Below are 20300 nucleotides of genomic sequence, written 5' to 3'. Positions count from 1 at the left end.
TACGGGCCGACGGGCGCGGAGCGGGTCCGGTGCGCACCGAGGGGCGACGGGGTCCGGCGCGCGGGGTGCGCGGGGCGGACGGCGGGGAGGGTCGGGTGGATCGGGAGGTCCGGGCCGGAGACGCCGGGTGCCGTACGGGGTCGGCGTACGGCAGGCGCGGCGCCTACGTCGGAACGGGACCGTTCCGTCGTGACGTCGGAGCGAGACTAGGGCGAGGCGACGTCGAGACGCAACCGTAGCGTCGTGACGCTATGCTCAAGCCATGGCAAAGAACGGGAGCGAGAACGCGTCCGCGACGGCACGCCGGGCCCCGGCCGGGGCGGCCGTGCTGCGGGAGGACAAGACCGCGGCGATCCGGGCCGCGGTCTTCGCGGAACTGGCCGCGGTGGGGTTCGCCCGGATGTCGATCGAGGGCATCGCGCGGCGGGCCGGGGTCGGCAAGACGGCCGTCTACCGGCGCTGGCGCTCCAAGCTCCATCTGGTGCTGGACGTGGTCTCCGCGCTGGCCGCCGAGGGGCTGCCGACGCCCGACACGGGCACCCTCCGCGGCGATGTGCGGATGCTCCTGGAGGTGGCCGCGCGGGCGCTGCGCCACCCGATGGCCTCGCAGATCATCCCGGATCTGCTGGCCGAGGCGGCGCGCAGCCCGGAGCTGGCGGAGGCGCTGAAGGCCGCGCTCCACGACAGCCAGGAGGGCATGGCGGCGGCGATGGTGGCCCGCGCCGTCGAGCGCGGCGAACTCCCCGCGGACGCCGACGGGCGGCTGGCGCTGGACCTGATGACGGGGCCGCTGTACTGGCGGCTGGTGGTCGCCCGCGACGAACTGCCCGACGGCTATCTGGACGAGCTGGCGGACGCGGTGACGGGCGCGCTGGGCGGCGGGAGGTAGCGGCGGGGGGCGCGCTGGGCGGCGGGAGGAAGCGGCCGGGCCGCCGCCTCCCGCCGCGGCGGCTCAGCCGGCCAGCTGTACGTCCTCGGCGGGGACCTCGGCCGCCACGGTGACCGGCGCCGTCGCCGCGGCCGCCTCCCGCGGCGACGGTGCCACCGTGCGCCCGTCGAGCGGCAGCGGCGCCGGTGCCGCCTGCTGGCCCAGGAAGAGCGCGCGCACCACGCGCTCCGCGGCGTGGCCGTCGTCCCACTGGCAGAAGCGGGCGCGGAAGGCGGTGCGCAGCGCGGTGGCCTCCGCGCCGTCCCAGCGACCGCTGCGGAACGCCTCGATCAGCTCGTCCTCGTCGGTGGCGACCACGCCGGGCGTCTCGCCCCTCTCGCCGGAGAGCAGGTCGAAGGTGACGCCGCGGGAGCGGACGTAGACGTCCCAGTCGTCGGCGTAGGTGATGATCGGCCGGTCCAGGTTGGCGTAGTCGAACATGATCGACGAGTAGTCCGTGATCAGCGCGTCGGCGGCCAGGCAGAGGTCCTCGACGACCGGGTACGTGGAGACGTCGATCAGCGCGCCGCGCTCCTGGAGTTCCGCGAGGCGGGGGTCCGCGCCGTAGAAGTAGTGGGTGCGCACCAGCAGGACGACGTCGTCGCCCAGCTCGCGGGTGACGCGCTCCAGGTCCATCCGCGGGACGTAACCGGCCTGGTAGTCGCGGACCGTCGGCGCGTAGAGGACCGCGGTGCGGCCGGGGGCGATGCCCAGGCGTTCGCGGATCGCGAGGACGTCCTCGGCGGTGGCGCGGTAGAAGACGTCGTTGCGCGGGTAACCGGCGTCGAGCGAGCGGAAGGCGCACGGGTAGACCCGCTCCCACTGCTCGGCGGAGTGCTGGTTGGAGGTGAGGGAGAGGTCCCAGCGGTCGGCGCGCTCCAGGAGCTTGCGCATGGACATGCCCTTGGCGGCGGCCGGGTACTTCTGCTGGTCGATGCCCATCCGCTTCAGCGGCGTGCCGTGGTGGGTCTGGAGGTGCACCTGCTCGGGGCGCTTGACGATCTCCCCGGCGAAGTTGACGTTGTTGATCAGGTACTTGGCCCGGGCCATCACCTCCCAGTAGCGCGGGGAGTTCGCGACCACGAAGTCCACCCCGGCGGGGACGGTGTCCTCCATGCCCTTACGGATCACCCAGACACCGTGCACCTGCGGCGCCAGCTCCTTCGCCTTCTCGTAGACGGCGAGCGGGTTGCAGGCGGGCGTGCGGTTCCAGTACGCGGAGTAGACCGCGAGGTGCTCGTCGACCGGGCGGCGCAGCTGGAGCTGGTAGAAGCGGTGGAACGCCTGCTTGCCCAGGGTGCGGCGGGTCTTCCGCAGCCGGTCGCGCCCGGCGATCCGCGCGCCGTTGACCAGCTTCAGCGCCTGGAACGCCTGGTACGAGCCGCGCCGCAGCGCCTGGTACTTCGCACCGTCGATGCCGGGCGGCACCACGAAACCGGCGGGCTCCAGCTGCCGGTACATCGCGGCGGCGCGGTGGAAGAACTCCGGGCGGTCGGCGGGGGTGACGCGGTTGTCGCGGGCGAAGGTGAAGAGGAAGTGGCTGACCATCCGCTCGAACATCAGCGGGCGGACGCGGTCGAGGTCCGGGCGGGTGTCGAGGAAGGCGAAGAGGCGGCGGTACTGCGCGAAGATCGTGAAGTGGGTGCGCCCCGGCGTCTTCATGGAGTTGCCCTGGCGGCGCTGGCGGTACTCCACACAGACCTGGTCCAGGCAGCCTGCGGTCTCGGCGGTCAGCATGGTCGTGTAGACCATGAGCGCGTCCTCGTAGACGCCGTCGGTGAAGGCGAAGCCGTTGCCGGTGAAGAAGTCGCGGCGGAAGGCGCGGTTCCAGACGACCGCGAAGAGGTTGAGGAACTCCAGCCGGTCGGCCGGGCGGAACGTCTCGGTGCCCGTCTGCGCCAGCAGCTCCCCGCTGGCGCTCGGCTGGACCTTGTCCCACCAGTACGTACGGACGTGGTCGAAGAGCAGGATCTCCGGGTCCGCGGTCTGCTCCAGGCGGTCGGCCATCGCCCGCAGCGAGCCGGGTGCGTAGGTGTCGTCGCTGTCGAGGAAGAGCAGGTAGTCGCCGCGCGCCTGCTCCACGCCAGTGTTGCGGGCCCGGCCGATGCCGCCGTTCTCCGTGTGGTGCACGGCCCGCACCCGCGGATCGCGGGCGGCGTACTCGTCCAGGATCGCGCCGCAGCCGTCGGGTGACCGGTCGTCGACCGCGATCACCTCGAAGTCGGTGAAGTCCTGCGTCAGCACCGAGTCCAGGCATTCCCGCAGGTAACCCTGGACCTTGTACACGGGCACGATGACGCTGAAGCGGGGTGCGGAACCGGTGACGGCCTCGGACATGTGACGGCTACTCCTCGTGACGAACGAGCGCGGACGGCGGGAAAAATCCCTACGGAAGGCATATCTGCGCCAGTTATATGACTGGAGTTCACCGGAAAGGGTTGCCGCCCGTTACCGGAAAGTTCTGTGGCCCTCGTTACATATCGGGCCAAGGACGGGCATGTCGCCAGTTTCCCGCAACCACCGTCCGTAGTCCCCGAACGCCCCGCCTGTACGCGTACGGGCGCCCGCGCGCGTGGGCCACCTCACGGTGGGCGGCGGAACCGGACCGGGGCGGCGCGCCTCTACACAGGGGAGGCGCCGGGACGTCCGGAGCGCACCGCGGTCCGTCCGCCGGGCGCCGCCGCCGCGGGGCGACCCGCCCGTGGTCCATGCCACGGACGGGTGGTTCGGCGCACGAATAACCGTAGGAATTACCGCCGTTGCCCGTCCCGTAAGCCACGGTGCGAGCGGCTCGGCGCGGTAGTTTTGATGGCTCGTACGGCAAGGAAACAGAGGATAGGGGTGCCCGTGCCTGACGTCTCCGTAGTCGTGATCGTCTACAACGACGCAGAACGACTGCCGACCGCCGTCCGGTCCGCCGTGGACCAGACGCTGCACGGTGTCGAAGTGGTCATCGTCGACGACTGCAGCACGGACAGATCGTTCGCCGTCGCGCAGGAGCTGGCCGCCGCCCACCCCGGCAAGGTCCGCGCGCTCCAGCTGCCGGAGAACAGCGGCGGCTGCGGCGCCCCGCGCAACCACGGCGTCGCACACGCCCGCGGCGACTACGTGATGTTCCTCGACAGCGACGACGTCCTGGAGCCCAACGCCTGCCGCAACATGCTCGACGCCGCCGAGCGCACCGGCGCCGACCTGGTCTCCGGCATGTGTGTGCGGGTCCATGTCGACACCCGCACCAAGAAGACCGTCGAGTGGTACCCGTGGCTCTACGACCGCACCCGCACCCTCGAATCGATCTCCGAACTCCCCGACCTGCTGGTCTTCGACACGCTGTCGACCAACAAGTGCTACCGCCGGGAATTCCTCCGCGAAGCCGGACTGGAATTCCCCGTCGGCATCCACTACGAGGACCTGCTCTTCTCCGCGCAGGCATACGTCGCCGCCCGCCGCATCACGCTGATCCCCAATCACGTCTACTTCTGGAACGTCTTCGAGAAGGCGGCCACGAAATCGATCAGCAACCGGCGCCATGAAATCGCCAACTTCGCGCACCGCATGGAAATCCACCGGCGCGTCGACGAACTCCTCGCCGCCGAGGGTCTGGACGACCTGAAGTTCCACAAGGACGTCAAATTCCTCAAGCACGACCTCGTCCTGCACCTGCGGGACCTGCCGCTGCTCGACGAGGGCTACCGCCGCGAATTCGCCGGGATGGCCAACGGCTACCTCGCCGGGATCGCCCCCGAGGCGTACGAGCGCGTCCAGCCGATACAGGCCATCTGCGCCTACCTCCTCGGCAAGGAGGACTGGCCGGCGCTGATGCCCGCGGTCGACACCCTCATCAACCGCGACAAGCTCTCCACCCCGCTCACCGAACGTGACGGCCGGGTCTACTGGACCGACCACCACCTCGACGACCCCGAGGGCCGCCGGGTCCTCGACGTCACCGACGCCGGGTACCACACCCGCCCGCTCGGCAAGCTCTTCCTCCGCAACCAGCTCACCGGCTACACCGACGACGGTCGCGGCACCGTCGAGCTGTCCGGCGCGGTCGTCAACCCGCTCGGCGCGGTCACCCCGGCCACCCCGCTGCGCGGCCGGATCGAGCTGAAGGCCCGCCGCCGCAGCCTGCAGACTTTCTCCTTCCCGCTGCGCTCCCTGCGGCTGGACGGCGACCGGATCGTCTGGGACGCGGAGCTGGACCTCGCCCGCAAGCTGCGCCCGCTCGGCGTGATCGACGCGGTCTGGGACGTCCGGCTGATCCTGGACGCCGACGGCGAGCTGACCCGCACCCGGCTGACCGTCGGCGGCGTCGACCTCGACGCGGCGCACGCCCTGCGCGTCCGCCCCCGGCTGACCCGCCTGGTCTCCGACCGCATCGAGCCCGCCTCCTCCAAGCGCGGCCACCTCACCTTCGTACTGCGCGCCGAGAGCCGCGCCAGCCGCGGGACGCAGAAGCTGCTCGGCGAGGCGCTGCGCAGCCCCGCCGCCGCCCTCGCCAAGACCGGCATCCGCAAGGCACGTAAGGCCAAGCGGGAGCTGAACTCCGGCGAGACCAAGCTCCGCGTCTACGAGGAGGTGTTCACCAAACTCCCGCTCCGCAAGGGCCTCGTCGTCTTCGAGAGCCACCTCGGCAAGCAGTACAGCGACAGCCCCCGCGCGATCTACGAGGAGATGCGCCGCCGGGGCATCGAGTGCGAGGCGGTGTGGAGCTACGCCGGGAAGAAGCCCGACGGCTTCCCCGAGGACGCCACCCTCGTCAAGCGCTGGAGCTGGCAGTACCTGCGGGCGCTGGCCCAGGCGGAGTTCTGGATCGACAACCAGGGCTTCCCGCTCAAGCTCGGCAAGCGCCCCGAGACCACCTACATCCAGACCTGGCACGGCTCCGCGCTCAAGCGGATGGGCTTCGACGAGCCCCGGCTGCGGCTCCAGCCGCGCGCCGCGAAGGATGCCTACCAGGAGGTCCTCGACCGCTTCGACCACTTCCTGATCCGCTCCGAGCACGACGAGCGCACCCTCGCCCGCGCCTTCCGGCTCCGCCCCGAGGTGCTGCTGCGCACCGGCTACCCGCGCAACGACGCGCTGGTCGCCGCCCGCCGCGCCGAGGAGGAGTCCGGGACCCGCACCCGCGGCCCGCTCGCCGCCGACCTCGGCATCCCCGCCGACAGGACGGTCCTGCTCTACGCGCCGACCTTCCGCGCCGCCGAGAACGGCAAGGTCAAGGGCTTCGAGCTGCCCTTCGACGTCGACGAGTTCGCCGCCCGCTTCGGCGACCGCTACGTCCTGCTGATCCGCTCGCACTACCTCAACCACGTGGTGCTGCCGCCGTCCGTCCGCGGCACCGTCATCGACGTCACCGGCCACCACGACATCACCCCGCTGATGGAGCTGGCCGACGGCCTCATCACCGACTACTCCTCGGTGATGTTCGACTACGCCCTCCTCGACCGGCCGATGGTCTTCTACGCCCACGACTACGACGAGTACGCCAACGAGGCACGCGGCACCTACTTCGACCTCAAGGCCACTGCCCCCGGCCCGTTCGTCGAGACCGAGGACGCCCTCTTCGACGCCCTCGACCACCTCAAGTCCGCGGACGCCGAACACCGCGAGGCCCGGCAGCGGTTCACCGCCGCCTACGGCGAGTACGACCGGGGGGACGCGGCCCGCCGCGTCGTCGACCGGTTCTTCGGCACCGCGGAGCGCGAAGGAGACGCCAAGTGACCGGCCGCGACATCTACTTCGTCTGCAACAACGTCGACGAGACGGGCGGGGTGACCACCTGGACCCACCAGATGGCCCGGCTCTTCGCCGAGCGCGGCCACCGGCCGCACATCGTCGGCATCGTCCCAGCGGCCCCGGAAGTCCGCGCCGACCTGGGCGAACTGCCCTACCCCACCGAGACCCTCTACGCCGAGCACCCGCCGAAGGTCGGCCCGGCGCGCGGCGTCAAGGGGAAGCTCAACCTCGCCGAGCGGCGCCGCCGCGCGGTGAAGGACGCCGGGATGCGGGAGGCCGCCGACCGGCTCTCCGCCCGCTTCGCCACCGCCCGCCCCGGCGGCGTCGTCATCTGCACCCAGGTGTGGGCGATGGAGTGGGTGACGCTCGCCGACACCGCCGGGATGCCGGTGATCGGCATGACCCACGAGTCGTTCACCGCCTGCCGCGCCTCCTCCCGCTTCGCCCGTGTCAAGCGCTACTACGAGGGCGTCGACCGGCTCCTCGCCCTCACCCGCGAGGACGCCGACCTGTGGATCCGGGCCGGTATGGACAACGCCGACTTCATGCCGAACCCGCTGCCGGTCATGCCGGAGGTCCCCTCGGCCCGTACGGAGAAGGTCGTCGCCAGCATCGGGCGGCTCTCCGACGAGAAGGGCGTCGACCTGCTCCTCGACACCTGGGCGCTGGTCGCCCCCCGCCACCCGGACTGGCTGCTGCGGATCTACGGCTCCGGCGAGGACGAGGAGCTGCTGCTCAAGCAGCGGGAGGCGCTGGGCCTGGAGCGGTCGGTGGAGTTCATGGGCCGCACCGACGACGTCCCGGAGGCGCTGCGCGGCGCCGCGGTCTTCGCCCAGTCCTCGCGCGCCGAGGGCTTCCCGCTGTCGCTGATGGAGGCGATGGCCGCGGCGGTGCCGTGCGCGGCGTTCGACTGCGCGCCCGGCGTCCACGAGATCGTCACCGACGGCGAGGACGGACTGCTCGCCCGGCCCGGCAACATCAACGAACTCGCCGCCCATCTGGAGACCCTGCTGACCGATCAGGAGCTGCGCGACCGGCTCGGCACCGCCGCCCGGGAGAACGTCCAGCGCTACTCCACCGACCGCATCACCCGCCGCTGGGAAGAGCTGTTCGCCTTCCTGGAGCGCTGAGCGGGCCGGTACGACGGAGGCGCCCCGCACCGGACTCCGGTGCGGGGCGCCTCTCTGCCGTCGTTCAGCGGGCCTCGGGGTGGTGGTGCTGCCAGCCGGCCCACGCCGACGTGATCATCTCGCGGACGTCGTGGTGCGCCTTCCAGCCCAGCTCGGCGGCGATCCGGTCGGCGGCGGCGACCACCCGCGCCGGGTCGCCGGGCCGCCGCGGCGTCACCTCGGCGGCGGTGCCGGTGTGCCCGGTGACCTCGGTGATCAGATCGACCATCTCGCGCACCGACACGCCCTCACCGCGGCCGATGTTGAGCGTCAGATCCCGCACCGGACCGTGCTCGGCCAGCTTCTGCGCGGCCACCACATGGGCGTCGGCGAGGTCCGCGACATGGATGTAGTCGCGGATGCAGGTGCCGTCCGGCGTCGGGTAGTCGTCGCCGAAGATCCGCGGCGCGGCGCCCTCGGTGAGCTTCTCGAAGACCATCGGCACGATGTTGAAGACCCCGGTGTCGGCCAGCTCCGGGGTGGCCGCGCCCGCGACGTTGAAGTACCGCAGGCACGCCGTGCTGATGCCGTGCGCCCGGCCCGCCGCGCGGACCATCCACTCGCCGACGAGCTTCGTCTCGCCGTACGGGTTCATCGGCACACACGGCGTGTCCTCGGTGACGAGGTCGACGTCCGGCATGCCGTACACCGCGGCGGACGAGGAGAACACCAGGCGGCCCACGCCCCCGGCGGCCATCGCCTCCAGCAGCGTCTGCAGCCCGTGGACGTTCTCGCGGTAGTAGTGCAGCGGCATCTCCACCGACTCGCCGACCTGCTTCTTCGCCGCCAGGTGCACCACATCCGTCACCCCGTGCTCGGCGATGGTGCGATCCAGCAGCGCCCGGTCCAGGGTCGAGCCGACGATCAGCGGCACGTCCTCGGGGAGCCGGGCGGCGACCCCCGTCGTCAGGTCGTCCAGCACGACCACACGAGGCCGCCCCGCGGCCTCCCCGGCCTGCCGCAGGGCCCGTACGACGTGGGCGCCGATGTACCCGGCACCGCCCGTGATCAAGTAAGTCATGGCGCCAATCCTAGGGTTGGAGGGGAAAGATCGGGGGAGGTCAGCGGCGCAGCCGGGCCGCCGCGATCCGCCACACGCTACGCACCCCGCCCGCCACCCGCAGGGCCAGCGCCCCGCCGGTCGTCGCGTACGGCTGCACCAGCAGCACGGCGTGGCGGCGGCTGGGCAGCACCCGGCGGCGCAGCCCCGGGCCGACGGCGCGCAGCGAGGCGCGGAAGCCGGAGCCGTCGGCGCAGTGCACCCGCGCCATCAGGTCCCAGGCCACCGGCCCGGTGTCCTCGACCGGCCCGCGGTCGGTGAGCGCCGCCAGATCCACCGCCACCTCGGCGGTCCAGATCCCGTCCGGCCCCGGCGTCAGCGTGGCGGTCCGCACCGGACCGCGCCGGTCGTCGGCGCGCCGCCGCCACTCCACGTCCACGGAGACCGGACCGGCGGCGGCCAGCCGCCCGTACATCTCGTGCACCCGCAGCCGCAACACACTGCGGCGGCCGGTGACCGGCTCCGCGTCGATGGTCACCGGCAGCCGGTGGGTGGGCTTGGAGTCGATCGCGTCCAGCTCGACCCGCGCCAGCTGGGCCGACCACACCGGACGGCCCGCGCCGTCCCGGGCGTACGGCGGCAGCAGCCGACCGGGGCGCGCCGCCAGCTGCGTCAGCCGGTCCAGCTCCGCCGGGGGCTCGGGCGCGGCCAGCACCACCCGGGCCAGCCAGCGGGCGGGCGCCCGCGCCGCCAGCAGTTCGGCCTCGTCGAAGTCGGCGAGGTAGGCGCGGGTCAGCCGCCACCACTGTGTGCGGTAGGCGGCGTCGCGGGTGTGCAGCTCGCGGAGGTACATCCGCAGGTCGTGGTCGAGGAACTTGGTCCGGGCGGCCCGCGCCAGCTCGCCGCGTCCGGAGTCGCGGAGGACCGCCACGCTGTCGCGGTGCGCGTCGATGCGCGCCTGCCAGTTGGTGACGGCCTTGCGGTCCAGGGAGATCGACTGGCGGGCGGCGGCGCGGCGGACGTGCCAGATGTAGACGCTGTCCGGGATCGTCACCAGCCGCGGCGCGACCGCCAGGACCCGCGCGGTGAAGACGAAGTCCTCGTAGGTGAAGCGGCCCTCGGGGAAGACGATGGCGTGCTCGGCGAGGAAGGCGCGGTCGTAGAGCTTGTTGACGCACAGCGTGTCGCGCACCAGCTGGGGGCTGGCGCCCGGCGCGGTGTGCACGGCGCGGTCGCGGTAGAGCGCCGGCTGCCAGGGCACGTCGCGGCGGGCCGGCAGCTCCCGGCGGACGCAGGCGCCGGACGCCACCGGGGCGTCCTCGGCGAGCGCGGCGCGCAGCAGCGCCGGGGCGGCGCCCGGCGGCAGCACGTCGTCGCTGTCCAGGAACATCACGAAGCGGCCGGTGGCGGCGCGCAGCCCATCGTTGCGGGGGGTGCCGCAGCCGCCGCTGTTCTCCGCGCGGTGCAGCACCCGCAGCCGCGGGTGCTCCCGGGCCAGGGCGTCCAGGGCGGCGCCGGTGCCGTCGGTGGAGGCGTCGTCCACCGCGATCACCTCGACGGCGGCGCCGTCCGTCTCCTGGGCCAGCGCGGAGCGCACCGCCTGGGCGACGTGGGTGACGTCGTTGTAGGCGATGACGATGATGCTGATCTGCGCTGCCGGAGTGAGGGTGGGCCCCGGCGACGGCTCAGGGGCTTCTTTCACAGTCACTACATCTACATTCCGTGTCGACGGCATCTCGGTGCGCGAGCGGGATCCGGTCTCCTCTGTCTCTGCTTCAGAGGGGGAATCCCGCCGCGCGGTTGCGCGCGCTGTCGTGCTTTTACGGGTCATTGCCGTCCGTTAACGGGTGGGACATCCGGTGTTGGCGGCTGCTTGGCGCGGTCGGAGCGCCCGTACACCGGTGTAACGACGGTCCCGCCGTCCGATGCCGGTGTCCGCCGAACCTCCACCGTCCCGACCGCCGCCGGACACCTCCGCTCACCGCAGCAGCAGATCCGCGGCGCGCGTCGCGGCGGCCCCGTCGTCGCGGTGGCAGAACGTCTCCCGGAACCGCCGGTACGCCCCCGCGCCCGCCCGGGCGACCGCGTCCAGGTCGCGCAGCGCGTCGATCAGCTCCCCGGTGGAGCCGAGCTGCGGGCCCGGCGCCACCGCCTCGAAGTCGACGGTGAAGCCGCGCAGCGTGTCGCGGTAGTACGGCAGGTCGGGGGTGAGGAAGAGCATCGGGCGGCCGGTGTTCGCGAAGTCGGCGGCGAGCGAGGAGTAGTCGGTGACCAGCACGTCCGCGGCGAGCAGCAGCTCGGTGGTGTCCGGGTACGCGGTGACGTCGACGGCGAAGGGCGCATGGCGGGCCGGGAGCCGGTCGGCGACCAGCGGGTGCCCGCGGACCAGCAGCGCGTGGTCGTCGCCGAGCGCCCGCCGGGCCGCGTCCAGGTCCAGCGGCAGATGGAGCCGGTGGTGGTGGCGGTCGTAGGCGAGGTGGCCGCGGACGGCCGGGGCGTACAGGACGACGGTGCGGCCGTCGTCGACGCCGAGCCGGGCGCGGACCGCCGCGGCGCGCTCCGCCCGGTCCGGGGCGAAGAACGCGTCGGTGCGCGGCAGCCCGCTCTCCAGCGGCTCGCCGGGGAAGCCGAGCGCCTCGCGCAGCACGGGCGTGCTGTGCGCGTTGGGTGAGAGCAGCACGCTCCACTGCCGGGCCGCCTCCGGGGACGTCGGCCCGTGGACGCCGTGCGGCTCCGCGCCGATCCGCCGCAGCGGGGTGCCGTGCCAGGTCTGGACGACCAACTGGCCCTGGCGGCGGCGGAAGAAGTCCGGCAGCTGGGTGTTGGCGATCACCCAGCGGCTGTGCGCCAGCGCGCCGTGCCACTCGGCGCTGCCCACGACGACGGCGCGCGCGGAGTCCGGCACGGCGGTCTGCCCGTCGCGCACCGCCCACAGGTGCTCCGCGCCCATCCCGCGGCGGACCAGCTCCTCGTGGACGGCGCGCGGCGAGTCGCCGTAGGCGCGGCCGCCGAAGCTGCTGTAGAGGATCGCGTCGCGCAGCGGGCGCCCGCGGTGCAGCGGGTAGTGCGTCTCGCGCAGCACCCGCCGCCGGTACGGTCCCCGATCGGTGACCGGCAGCGTCGCCCCGGTGGTGAGGAACACCTCGTCGTGGTCGCGCCGGTCGAGGGTGAACGGCTTGCCGCGGACCGCGCGGGAGGCGGGCAGCCCGTCGAGGACGGACGGCGCGAAGCGGACCGGCACGTCCGGGGTGTCGGTGCCCGCCGCCCGCAGCCGCACCGCCCAGCGCCCGGCGGGCAGCGGCAGCGGTCCGCCCGGCGACGGCAGTGTGGCCAGCGGCAGCGCGCAGTGGAACCGCTCGCCGTCGTGGGTGGTGGGGAAGGCCCACTCGGCGGCGTGCGCGGTGTGGGCGAGGACCAGTTCGGTGGCGGGCGGCGCCGCCGTGGGCAACACCCCGGCCAGCAGCAGCGTCCCGTCGATCCGCCACACGACGCGGTCCGCGTACGGCTGCGGGACGCGGTCGTGCACCACCAGATGCCCGGCGGCGCTCCCCGCGCAGACCAGTTCCCGGCCGTGCACCGGCGGCAGCGCGAGCGGCGCCAGCGTCGGCGAACAGGCGACGGGCGCGGTCGCACCACCGGGGAGGACCAGCCGCACCGCCCAGGTGGCGGAGGGGGCGGGCGCGTGCGCAGCGCCGGGTGCGCCGCCCGCCGCGTCGCCCGGTACGGGCCGGGCGGCGGCCACCGGGTCCGGGAGGATCCGCACGGTGTGCCCGGCGGCGGGACGACGGCGCTTCCACGGCGGCGGGGGAGTGGGATCCGGGACGGCACCTACGGGGTGCGGGGTGGGGGCGGCGTCCGTGGCCTGGGCGGGCGGGGCGTCGGTGGCGGCGGCGTCGGCGGTCCGCGGGGCCGGGGCGTCCGCGTCCGCCGCGTCCGCCGCCCCGTCCCGCGGCGCGGCGCCGTCCGCCCCCTCCGGGCCGCCCGGGCCCTCTCCCTCAGGGGCGCCCGCGTCCTCCCGCGCGCCCCCCTCGGGCCCCTCCGCGCGGTCCTCCGGGGCGTCCGGCAGCGGTGGCCGGGTCGGGAACGACACGACGGTGCCGGTCTCCGTGTCGGTCAGCCGCAGGGCGGTGGGGGCGGCGGCGCCGGGCGGCGCGGCGACCGTCAGACAGAGGGCGCCGCCGCTCGTCTCCCGGGCGGTCAGCCGGTAGCCGATAGGCTCCACCGTCAGCCGCAGCAGCCCGTCCGCGTACCGGGGCGTGACCCGGACGCCCTGCCCGGTGTCGTAGGTGCGCGGCGAGGTGCCGGACTCCGGCGGGCGCAGCCCCGAGGTGCGCACCAGGCCCGCCGCGGTGCGGGTGACGGTGACCCGCCAGTCGCCCTCCTGCCAGCGGCCGAGCCGCCGCAGCCGCCGCGGATCGAGCACCACCTCGAACCCCGACCAGTCGTAACAGTGCAGCCCCTGACCGGACTCGGCGGTCGCCGCCGCCGACTCCACCGGGCGCAGCGGCAGCACGATCCGCCGCCGCCCCTGCGCCAGCACCAGCGTCCCCAGATAGCTGTGCCGGTGCGGCGCGCCGAGGTTACGGATGTACGCGTAGCCCCGCAGGAACAGCAGCCCGTCGCGCCAGACCGCCTCCTGGAGGTGGGCCCGTACGGGGAAGTCGTCGCGGCCCAGCCGGGTCACGGCGGACGGCAGCCGCAGCGGCGGGTCCAGCGGCAGCGCGGCCCGGCGGCGCAGCGGCACCCCGGTGACCAGGAACGCCGCCTCCTGCCGCCGCCGGTACGCCAGCAGCCGCAACAACTCCTCCGGCCGCCCGGCCCGTACGAGGTACCAGAGCATCCGCCGCTCCACCGGGAGCGCCGCCGGCAGCTGCGGGGCGACCCCGGAGAGATAGTCGCGGGCCTGTTCCAGGAACGCGGTGCGGACCTCCGGCGCGGCGCCGGGCAGCGCCCCGAGGAGGTCGTCCAGACCCTCGGTGAGCTGCGCCCGGTCGTACTCCGCGCGCAGGGACACCCCGCGGGTGCGCGCCGGGTCGGCCAGGAATTCCCCGACCCGGGCGAGCGCCGCGAACCGCTCGGTGACCGTCCGCACGTCCGGCAGCGGCCGCTCCCCGTCGCCGGGCGTCCGCAGGCGGCAGACGGGGGCGCGCAGCACGTCGACGGCGTCGGCGAGGAAGTGCGCGGGCACCGTCACCACCGCGTCGTCGCAGCTGCCGCCCTCCGGGAAGGCGAGTCGGTGGCGGTCCCAGAAGGCGCGCCGGAAGACCTTGTTGGTCGCGGTGGTGTCGGACAGCAGCGTCCGGTCCTCGGCGATGTGGGTGCGGGTCGCGCCGGTCCGGTCGGCCGGTTGCCGCGCCGCGGGCCGCCCGTCCGCCCCGAGCAGCCGGACGCCGCCGGTCGCCAGATCCGCGCCGGACGCGTCGAGCGCCGCGGTCAGCTCCTCGTACGCGCGCGGCAGCAGGAGGTCGTCGGGCCCGGGGAAGGCGAGGTACGGCGTGTCCGGGTAGGCGTGCCGGGCCCCGGCGTCACGGGCCGCGCCGGGGCCCGCACCGGCGGCGCGGACCAGCCGGAAGCGCGGGTCGCGGGCGGTGAACCGGCGGGCCAGCGCGGCGCCGGGCCCGTCCGGTGCGGGCGCGCCGTCCACCATCACCACATCGAGCGTGGCCGGGGTCTGCGCCGCGATCGACTCCAGGCACTCCTCGGTGTGCCGCAGGGGCCCTGCGGTGCGGTGCACCGGGACGACGACGGTGAGCCGTGGCTTCATGCGCGCGACCAGCCTTTCCGAACGGGGAACCCGGGCGGCCCGGAACCGTGCGGTCCGGCACCGGAACACCGCGCCGGAACCGGGGCGGGGTACTGAGGTGGACAACTCACCCGGCGCCGCCCCGGTCACCGGATCTGCGCTGAAAGGGTGAGGGGCCGGTGATGGCGGGCCCCGGGAGGGACGCGGGCCCCGGCCCCGGGAGGACGCGGGCGCCGCCGCCCCGGGCGCCCCGTGGTCGCGGGCTCCCGACGCCGCCGTGCCGGGGACCGCCCGCCCCCGGTCGGCGTGGTGTGCGCCGTGGCCCGGGGCGATGCCGTAGACCGGAGCCGATGCCGTAGCGGGCCCGGCGCGCGCCGGGCCCCCAGGGAAAGGTGACCTCGATGCCCGGGATGCCCGGACGGACCGAAACCCCCGCCGCCCCCACCGCTCCCGCCGCCCGCCGGACACCGGCCTCCCGCCGCACCGCGGACGCCGCCCCGCCGGTCCGCACCGACCCGCCGCCCCGCGCACTGGACACCCCGCGGCCGCTGCTGCCCTGGCTGCGGGTGCCGCGGGCGCCCTACCGCCGGGCGCTGCGCCGCATCGGCGCCGGGCGGGTGCTGGACATCGGCTGCGGCACCGGCGACACCCTGGCCGGGTGCGCACCGGGCAGCGTCGGGATCGCCCACGACGCGCACTCCGCCGACATCTGCCGCGCCCGCGGTCTGACCGCGTACACCGCCGACGCCTTCCTCACCAGCGCCCACGCCCGGCCCGGCGGCTTCGACACACTGCTGTCCGCACAGGTCCTCCAGCACCTCGACGACGAACAGGTCGAGGGTCTGCTGCGGGCCTATCTGCCGTACGTACGGCCGGGCGGCGGCGTCGTGCTGATCACCCCGCAGGAGGCCGGGCACCGCGGCGCCGGACGGTTCACCGACTTCACGCTGCTGCGCGCCTACGCCGAATCCGCCGGTCTCTCGGTCCGCCGCACCTACTCCTTCCCGCTGCCCCGCCCCGCCGGGAAGGTCCTGGGCGCCAACGCGTTCGTACTGGCCGCGCGGGTGCCGACGGAGCGGCTGCCGGGCTGAGCCCGCGGGGCGCGCCCCGGCCCCCGAGGGGCGCGCGGACGGCCGCGCGCGCCGGGCCGGGCCGGGGGCGCGCCGGGGCGCTCAGCGGCGCGCCGCCCGCTGCCGCCGCGCCGCCACCAGCGCCCGGGTGACCGCCGGTGGCAGCCAGTCCGCCGCCAGCCGCCGCAACGGTCCCCGCGCCGGACCCCGCCGCCCGGCCGCCGGTACGTGCTCCGGCGCCCGGGTGCCCTGGGCCGGGCGGTACCGGGAGACCGGGTGCGCCGGTTCCCGTGCGTCCTTCGCGCTGATCCGGATCAGCGGCGCGCCGTTGACCTGCTGCACCTCGTGCCAGACACCCTCCCGCCCGGCCAGCCACGCCAGCAGCGCCGTCCGCAGCGGCTCCGGGTCGCCCCAGGTGCCGTAGAACTTGGTGCCGGTGATGCACACCGGGTGCAGCCCCTCGTTGGTCACCGCCTGCCAGGTCGCCGCGGCCACCCCCGGGCAGTGCTCGGCGCGGAAGTCGTCCAGCACCACGACGCCGGTGCCGGTGAGCAGGGAGCGGACGGCGAGGATGTCGCCGTGGACGTGCTCGTACAGGTGCGAGGCGTCGATGTGGGCGAAGCGGACGCTGCCGTCCGCGACGTGGTCGCGCACCCGTGAGCTGAGGTCCTGGACGATGTCCGGCAGCGTGTCGTGGAAGGCGAGGTAGTTGGCCTCGAAGGCGCGGCGGGTCAGCGTCGCGTAGGACTTCGCCATCTCCTCCGTGTTCGAGGCGTCCTCGGCGGGCGAGTCGAACAGATCGCAGACGGTGAACCGCTCGCCGTCCCCGAGCCGCGCGCCCAGGAAGATCGCGCTCCTGCCCAGATAGGCGCCGAGTTCGAGCAGGTCACCGCGGTGCCCGGCGGCCTGCTGATGGGCCAGGAACCAGTCGAAGAGCAGTTGATCGGCGGTGAAGAACCACCCCTTGACCTCGGAGAGCCGGGTGGGGCGCGGAAGCGGTGCACGGTGGTCCGCGAGGGGAGCAGTCATGGGCGTCCGTCTCCAGACGGTCGGGAATCCGACGGCGTTACGGCCTGCGGCGCGCGACGGTGCCAGGACCCCGCCGCCGCGGCGCGCCGTCATCGTAGGCGGCGCGAAGTGAACGGAAGGTGGCGAAAAATGGGGCGTACGGAACCGGTGGACGGGGGCGCGTCGGACGGCGGAACCGCGCGGGGGTACGGGACCGCGAGGCCGCCCCTGCTCCTCGTCAACTCCCTTGAGAAGGCGGCGAGTTGACCGGTCGGCGCAGGGGAGTTACGAGCACGGGCGGGGCCGGAGCCCCGCCCGCGTCTCACACCAGTGGCGGGCCCTCCGCCGCCCCCAGGGACTGGGCGGCGCGCTGCAGGGCACTGGCCAGCAGGGCCAGGTCCGTGGGGCCGTTGCCCAGCTCGCGCAGCGGGCGGCGGGTCGGCGGGTCGCCCATCCGGGACCACTCCAGGGGGACGACCGTCGGGCGGAGCGTGGCCGTCCGCGGTATCCGGCCGGTCACCCGGCCCGCCTGGAACGGCGTCGCCGAACCGTCACGGGTGCGGTGCAGCACCCCGCGGCCCGCCGGGACCGGCTCCGACGGATCCTCCGGCTCGCCCAGCACGACCCGCAGCGCGGCCCGCGCGCCGGTCGCCGTCTCCGCCGTCCGCTCCGGATGGCCCGTCGCGGCGATCAGATGGACGCCCAGCTCCGCACCGGCCCGCGCCACCGCCTCCAGCGCCCGCACCACCGAACCCGCCGCCGGGCGGCCCGTACTGCCCAGCGCGGGCGCCACCAGCGCGTCGAAGTCGTCGACCAGCACGAACAGCCGGGGCATCGGCGCCACGTCCGGCGCCGCCTCCCCGGACGGCGCCCCGCCGCGCGACCGCAGCCGCAGCGTGCCGGTGGTCGACGGATCCGGCTCGGCACCCTCGGGCGTCCGCCGCTGCGCGACGATCCGCGGCGCGGGCAGATGCTTCGCCCGCCACTGCGCGAACGGCATCCCGCCCAGAACCTCCGCCCGCCGCTTCAGCTCCGACGACAGCGCCTGCGCGAACTCCCGCATCCGTACCGGGTCCGATGCCGCCAGATACGTGGTGACGTGCGGCAGCTCGGTGCAGAGCCGCAGCCCCTCACCGCGCTCCGTGCCGCCGCCGTCCACCAGCACCAACGACAGCAGATCGGGCCGGTCGGCGGCGGCCAGCGAGGCGGCCAGCGACCGCAGCAGCTCCGTCTTGCCGGTGCCCGGCGCGCCGTCGAGCAGCAGCGGGCCGCCGTCGGCGGCGAGATCGGCGGCGAGCGGACCGTGCGGCCCGGCGCCGAGCACCGCCGCCGCCCCGGACGCCCCGCCGTCGAGCGCCGCCGCCCACCGGGCCAGCAGCGACGCCGGGGTGGCGCGGGCCAGCCCCAACTCGTCCAGCAGCCGGGAGGAGTCGGGCAGCGGCGCCGCCACCCGGGGCGCCGCCCGGTCACCGGCCGCCGCGTCGGTCTCGCGCAGCGGCGCCAGCGCCCGCGCGAACCGCTCCGCCCAGGCACCCGAGACCGCGTCCAACGTGGCGACCGTGCCGTTCGGCCCCGAACCGGGCTGGACCACCCGCAGCGCCGTCGCCACATCGCCGCTGAGCACCGCGACCGCCCCGCACTCCCCGAACGCGGGCGACGCCACCCGGGCCGCCTCGTACGTCGCGGCCAGCGGGAACGCCGGGGACGCCGCGGGCGTCTCGGCCAGACAGAGCAGATGGATACCGGCCGCCGGACCCCCGGCCGCCAACCGCGCCGCGGTCTCCCGCAGCGCCGACGACCCGAGATCGCCGTCGACCAGCACCACGGTGAACGGCCCCCGGTGCTGCGCGGCCGCCGCGGCGATCTCCGCCCGCTCGGCGCTCGCCCAGCCCGGACCCAGCGGCCCGTCGTCCAGCCGCCGCACCAGCTCCGCGGTACGCGCCGCCGCCTGCTCCCGGTCGTACGCCAGCAGCAACCGGCAGTCCTGCCCGTGGGCCGGGCGGACGTGCGGCAGCCAGCCCAGCCACGACCAGTCGGCGGCCCGCTCCTCGGCGGGGCGCGCCCGGTCCGTGCTGAGCAGCACGATCTCCAGGGCACCGGGGGCGTGCAACGCGGCCAGCTGGGCCAGGGCCGAACGCGCCAGCCCGGCCAGCCGCTCCCGTGGCCCGGCCAGCCCCAGCGAACCGGCCCGCCGCAGCTCCACGGCGACCGGCTCCGCCACCCGGCCCCCGGCGCGCGAGGCCGTCCCGAGACGGACGGAGAGCGCGTCCGGATGGTCCCGGTCCCGCTCCCACAGGCGCGGCCCGGGGCCGAGCGCCGTCAGCAGCACCGCGGCGGCGTCCGGCCACCGCTCGGCCGCACGGGGATCCACGGGCGCGGGCGCCGCCTCCGCCGTGGCCTCGGCACCGGCCAGCGGCTCCGGCTCACCGGGCTCCTCCGGGCCGTCCACCGCCGGGCGGCCCCCGGCCAGCCGCCGCGCCCAGGCACCGATCCCGCCGCGCCGCCCGGCCCGCCGCGCCGCCTCGTCGGACGGCGCCAGCGACAGCTGCCCGCCGTGCGTGCCCTCCCCGGACGAGGTGGCGTCCGACGGGCCGAAGGCGTCCGGGCGGGTGCCGTGCAGCGGGGTGTCCCGCCGCTGCCGGCACCGCTCCGGACCGTCCTCGGGCGCCGCGCCGTGGGGACGGCGCACGCCGTACGCGTCATAGCCGTACGCGGTCGGGACCTCGGCGGACGGCTCCGGGGCGGCGGGCGGCACCGGCTCCGGGCGGCGGCTGCCGGGCACGAACACCTCGGGGGCGCCGTGGCCGCCGGACGCGGGCGCGCCCCGGCCGTACACCGTCGGCGCCGTGCCGCCCCCGGGAAGCACGGGACCCCGCCCGCCGGTCGCGGAACCGGCGGGCCCGGACGAGGAGCCCGGGCGCAGCCGCAGATGGCCCTCGCCGTCCGGGGTCGTCGCCAGCGCCGGATCGGGGGTGGCGGCCGGGGGCTGGAGGAGCAGCGCCGACTCGCCGACGCGCAGCAGGGCGCCCGGGCCCAGCCGCGCGGGGCCGCCGGTGACCTCCGCGCCGTCCACGGTCGTGCCGTTGGTGGAGCGCAGATCGGCGACGAAGACGGAGCCGTCCGGCTCGACCGTCACCGCGCAGTGCATCCGGGAGACGTCCGGGTCGTCCAGCGGCACATCGGCGTCGGCGGAGCGGCCGACCCGGATCTGGCCGCCGTGCAGCAGATGGACACCGCCCGCGTCCGGCCCGGAGACCACCCGCAGCCGCGCCGGACCGTGCGGCAGGCCGTGCGCGGGATCGGGGCCGGGGGACTGGAGGGCGAGGACCGCGCCGTCGATCAGCGGCGGCTCGCCGAGCGCCGCCCGCTGCGGATCGAGCCGCTCGGCCCCGGCGTACAGCACGACCGGGCCACCGGCGTCCGCGCCGGGCCCGGCGACCGCCGCCGCGAGCGAGGTGGCCACCGCCGCGAGCGCGGTCCCGGCGGGGGCCGTCACGAGCACGTCACAGGCGCGCGCGGGGTGGCCGCCGCGCGGCCCCAGGACGGTCAGCCGGATCTGCATCGCCGTCAACGGTCCCTTCTGCCCGGGGAGTTCGGTGACGGGTCCGCTCAACCCCCCACCGCGCCCGAGCGCATCGGCTCG

At 75.3% G+C, this 20300-nt stretch carries 10 protein-coding genes; 4 read left to right on the top strand and 6 right to left on the bottom strand.

Translation table 11 applies throughout. From position 1 onward, the window contains the following. Positions 1-262: 262 nt before the first annotated feature. On the top strand, positions 263-889 hold the full coding sequence (locus tag IF23_RS0125575; protein ID WP_030287613.1) for a TetR/AcrR family transcriptional regulator: 627 nt from the start codon (positions 263-265) through the stop codon (positions 887-889). Positions 890-952: 63 nt separating this feature from the next. On the opposite strand, the gene IF23_RS0125570 is transcribed toward IF23_RS0125575, so the two are convergent. Continuing rightward, the gene (locus IF23_RS0125570; RefSeq protein ID WP_051739893.1) at positions 953-3265 is read right to left on the bottom strand and encodes a bifunctional glycosyltransferase/CDP-glycerol:glycerophosphate glycerophosphotransferase; all 2313 of its coding nucleotides are present in this window, start codon (positions 3263-3265) and stop codon (positions 953-955) included. 471 nt (positions 3266-3736) lie between these two features. Between IF23_RS0125570 and IF23_RS0125565 the strand changes: the two genes are divergently transcribed. Together IF23_RS0125565 and IF23_RS0125560 are read left to right on the top strand one after the other, a co-directional pair. Then, positions 3737-6652 carry a bifunctional glycosyltransferase/CDP-glycerol:glycerophosphate glycerophosphotransferase gene (locus IF23_RS0125565; RefSeq protein ID WP_211266200.1) on the top strand — a complete coding sequence of 972 codons (2916 nt, stop codon included), beginning with the start codon at positions 3737-3739 and terminating at the stop codon, positions 6650-6652. Further along, complete coding sequence (locus IF23_RS0125560) at positions 6649-7797, top strand: glycosyltransferase (protein ID WP_030287607.1); 1149 nt, start codon at positions 6649-6651, stop codon at positions 7795-7797. The genes IF23_RS0125565 and IF23_RS0125560 overlap by 4 nt, the downstream gene beginning before the upstream one ends. 64 nt (positions 7798-7861) lie before the next feature. Here the strand turns inward: IF23_RS0125560 and galE are convergent, their stop codons facing one another. The 3 genes from galE to IF23_RS34200 all read right to left on the bottom strand — a co-directional run bounded on the left by galE (position 7862) and on the right by IF23_RS34200 (position 14600). Next, positions 7862-8857, bottom strand: a complete 996-nt coding sequence (gene galE, locus IF23_RS0125555; protein ID WP_030287605.1) for a UDP-glucose 4-epimerase GalE — start codon at positions 8855-8857, stop codon at positions 7862-7864. 40 nt (positions 8858-8897) lie between these two features. After that, a complete protein-coding gene (locus IF23_RS0125550; RefSeq protein ID WP_051739892.1) occupies positions 8898-10538 on the bottom strand; it encodes a glycosyltransferase family 2 protein in 1641 nt (546 codons plus the stop codon). Between the two features lie 276 nt (positions 10539-10814). Then, a complete protein-coding gene (locus tag IF23_RS34200) occupies positions 10815-14600 on the bottom strand; it encodes a bifunctional glycosyltransferase/CDP-glycerol:glycerophosphate glycerophosphotransferase (RefSeq protein ID WP_030287601.1) in 3786 nt (1261 codons plus the stop codon). Positions 14601-14980: 380 nt separating this feature from the next. On the opposite strand from IF23_RS34200, the gene IF23_RS0125540 reads away from it, so the two are divergent. Beyond that, positions 14981-15670, top strand: coding sequence for a class I SAM-dependent methyltransferase (locus IF23_RS0125540; protein ID WP_245655109.1), 690 nt, complete (start codon positions 14981-14983; stop codon positions 15668-15670). Positions 15671-15751: 81 nt separating this feature from the next. On the opposite strand, the gene IF23_RS0125535 is transcribed toward IF23_RS0125540, so the two are convergent. Further along, a complete protein-coding gene (locus IF23_RS0125535; RefSeq protein WP_030287598.1) occupies positions 15752-16678 on the bottom strand; it encodes a class I SAM-dependent methyltransferase in 927 nt (308 codons plus the stop codon). A gap of 301 nt (positions 16679-16979) precedes the next feature. Then, entirely contained in the window at positions 16980-20219 is a 3240-nt protein-coding gene (locus IF23_RS0125525; protein WP_030287597.1) for an FHA domain-containing protein, read from the bottom strand. Between the last annotated feature and the right edge of the window lie 81 nt (positions 20220-20300).

It is taken from the genome of Streptomyces catenulae (assembly GCF_000718015.1).
Lineage (GTDB): Bacteria > Actinomycetota > Actinomycetes > Streptomycetales > Streptomycetaceae > Streptomyces > Streptomyces catenulae.
Note: the sequence above shows the minus strand (reverse complement) of the source record. Positions and strands in the feature narration are given on the sequence as shown.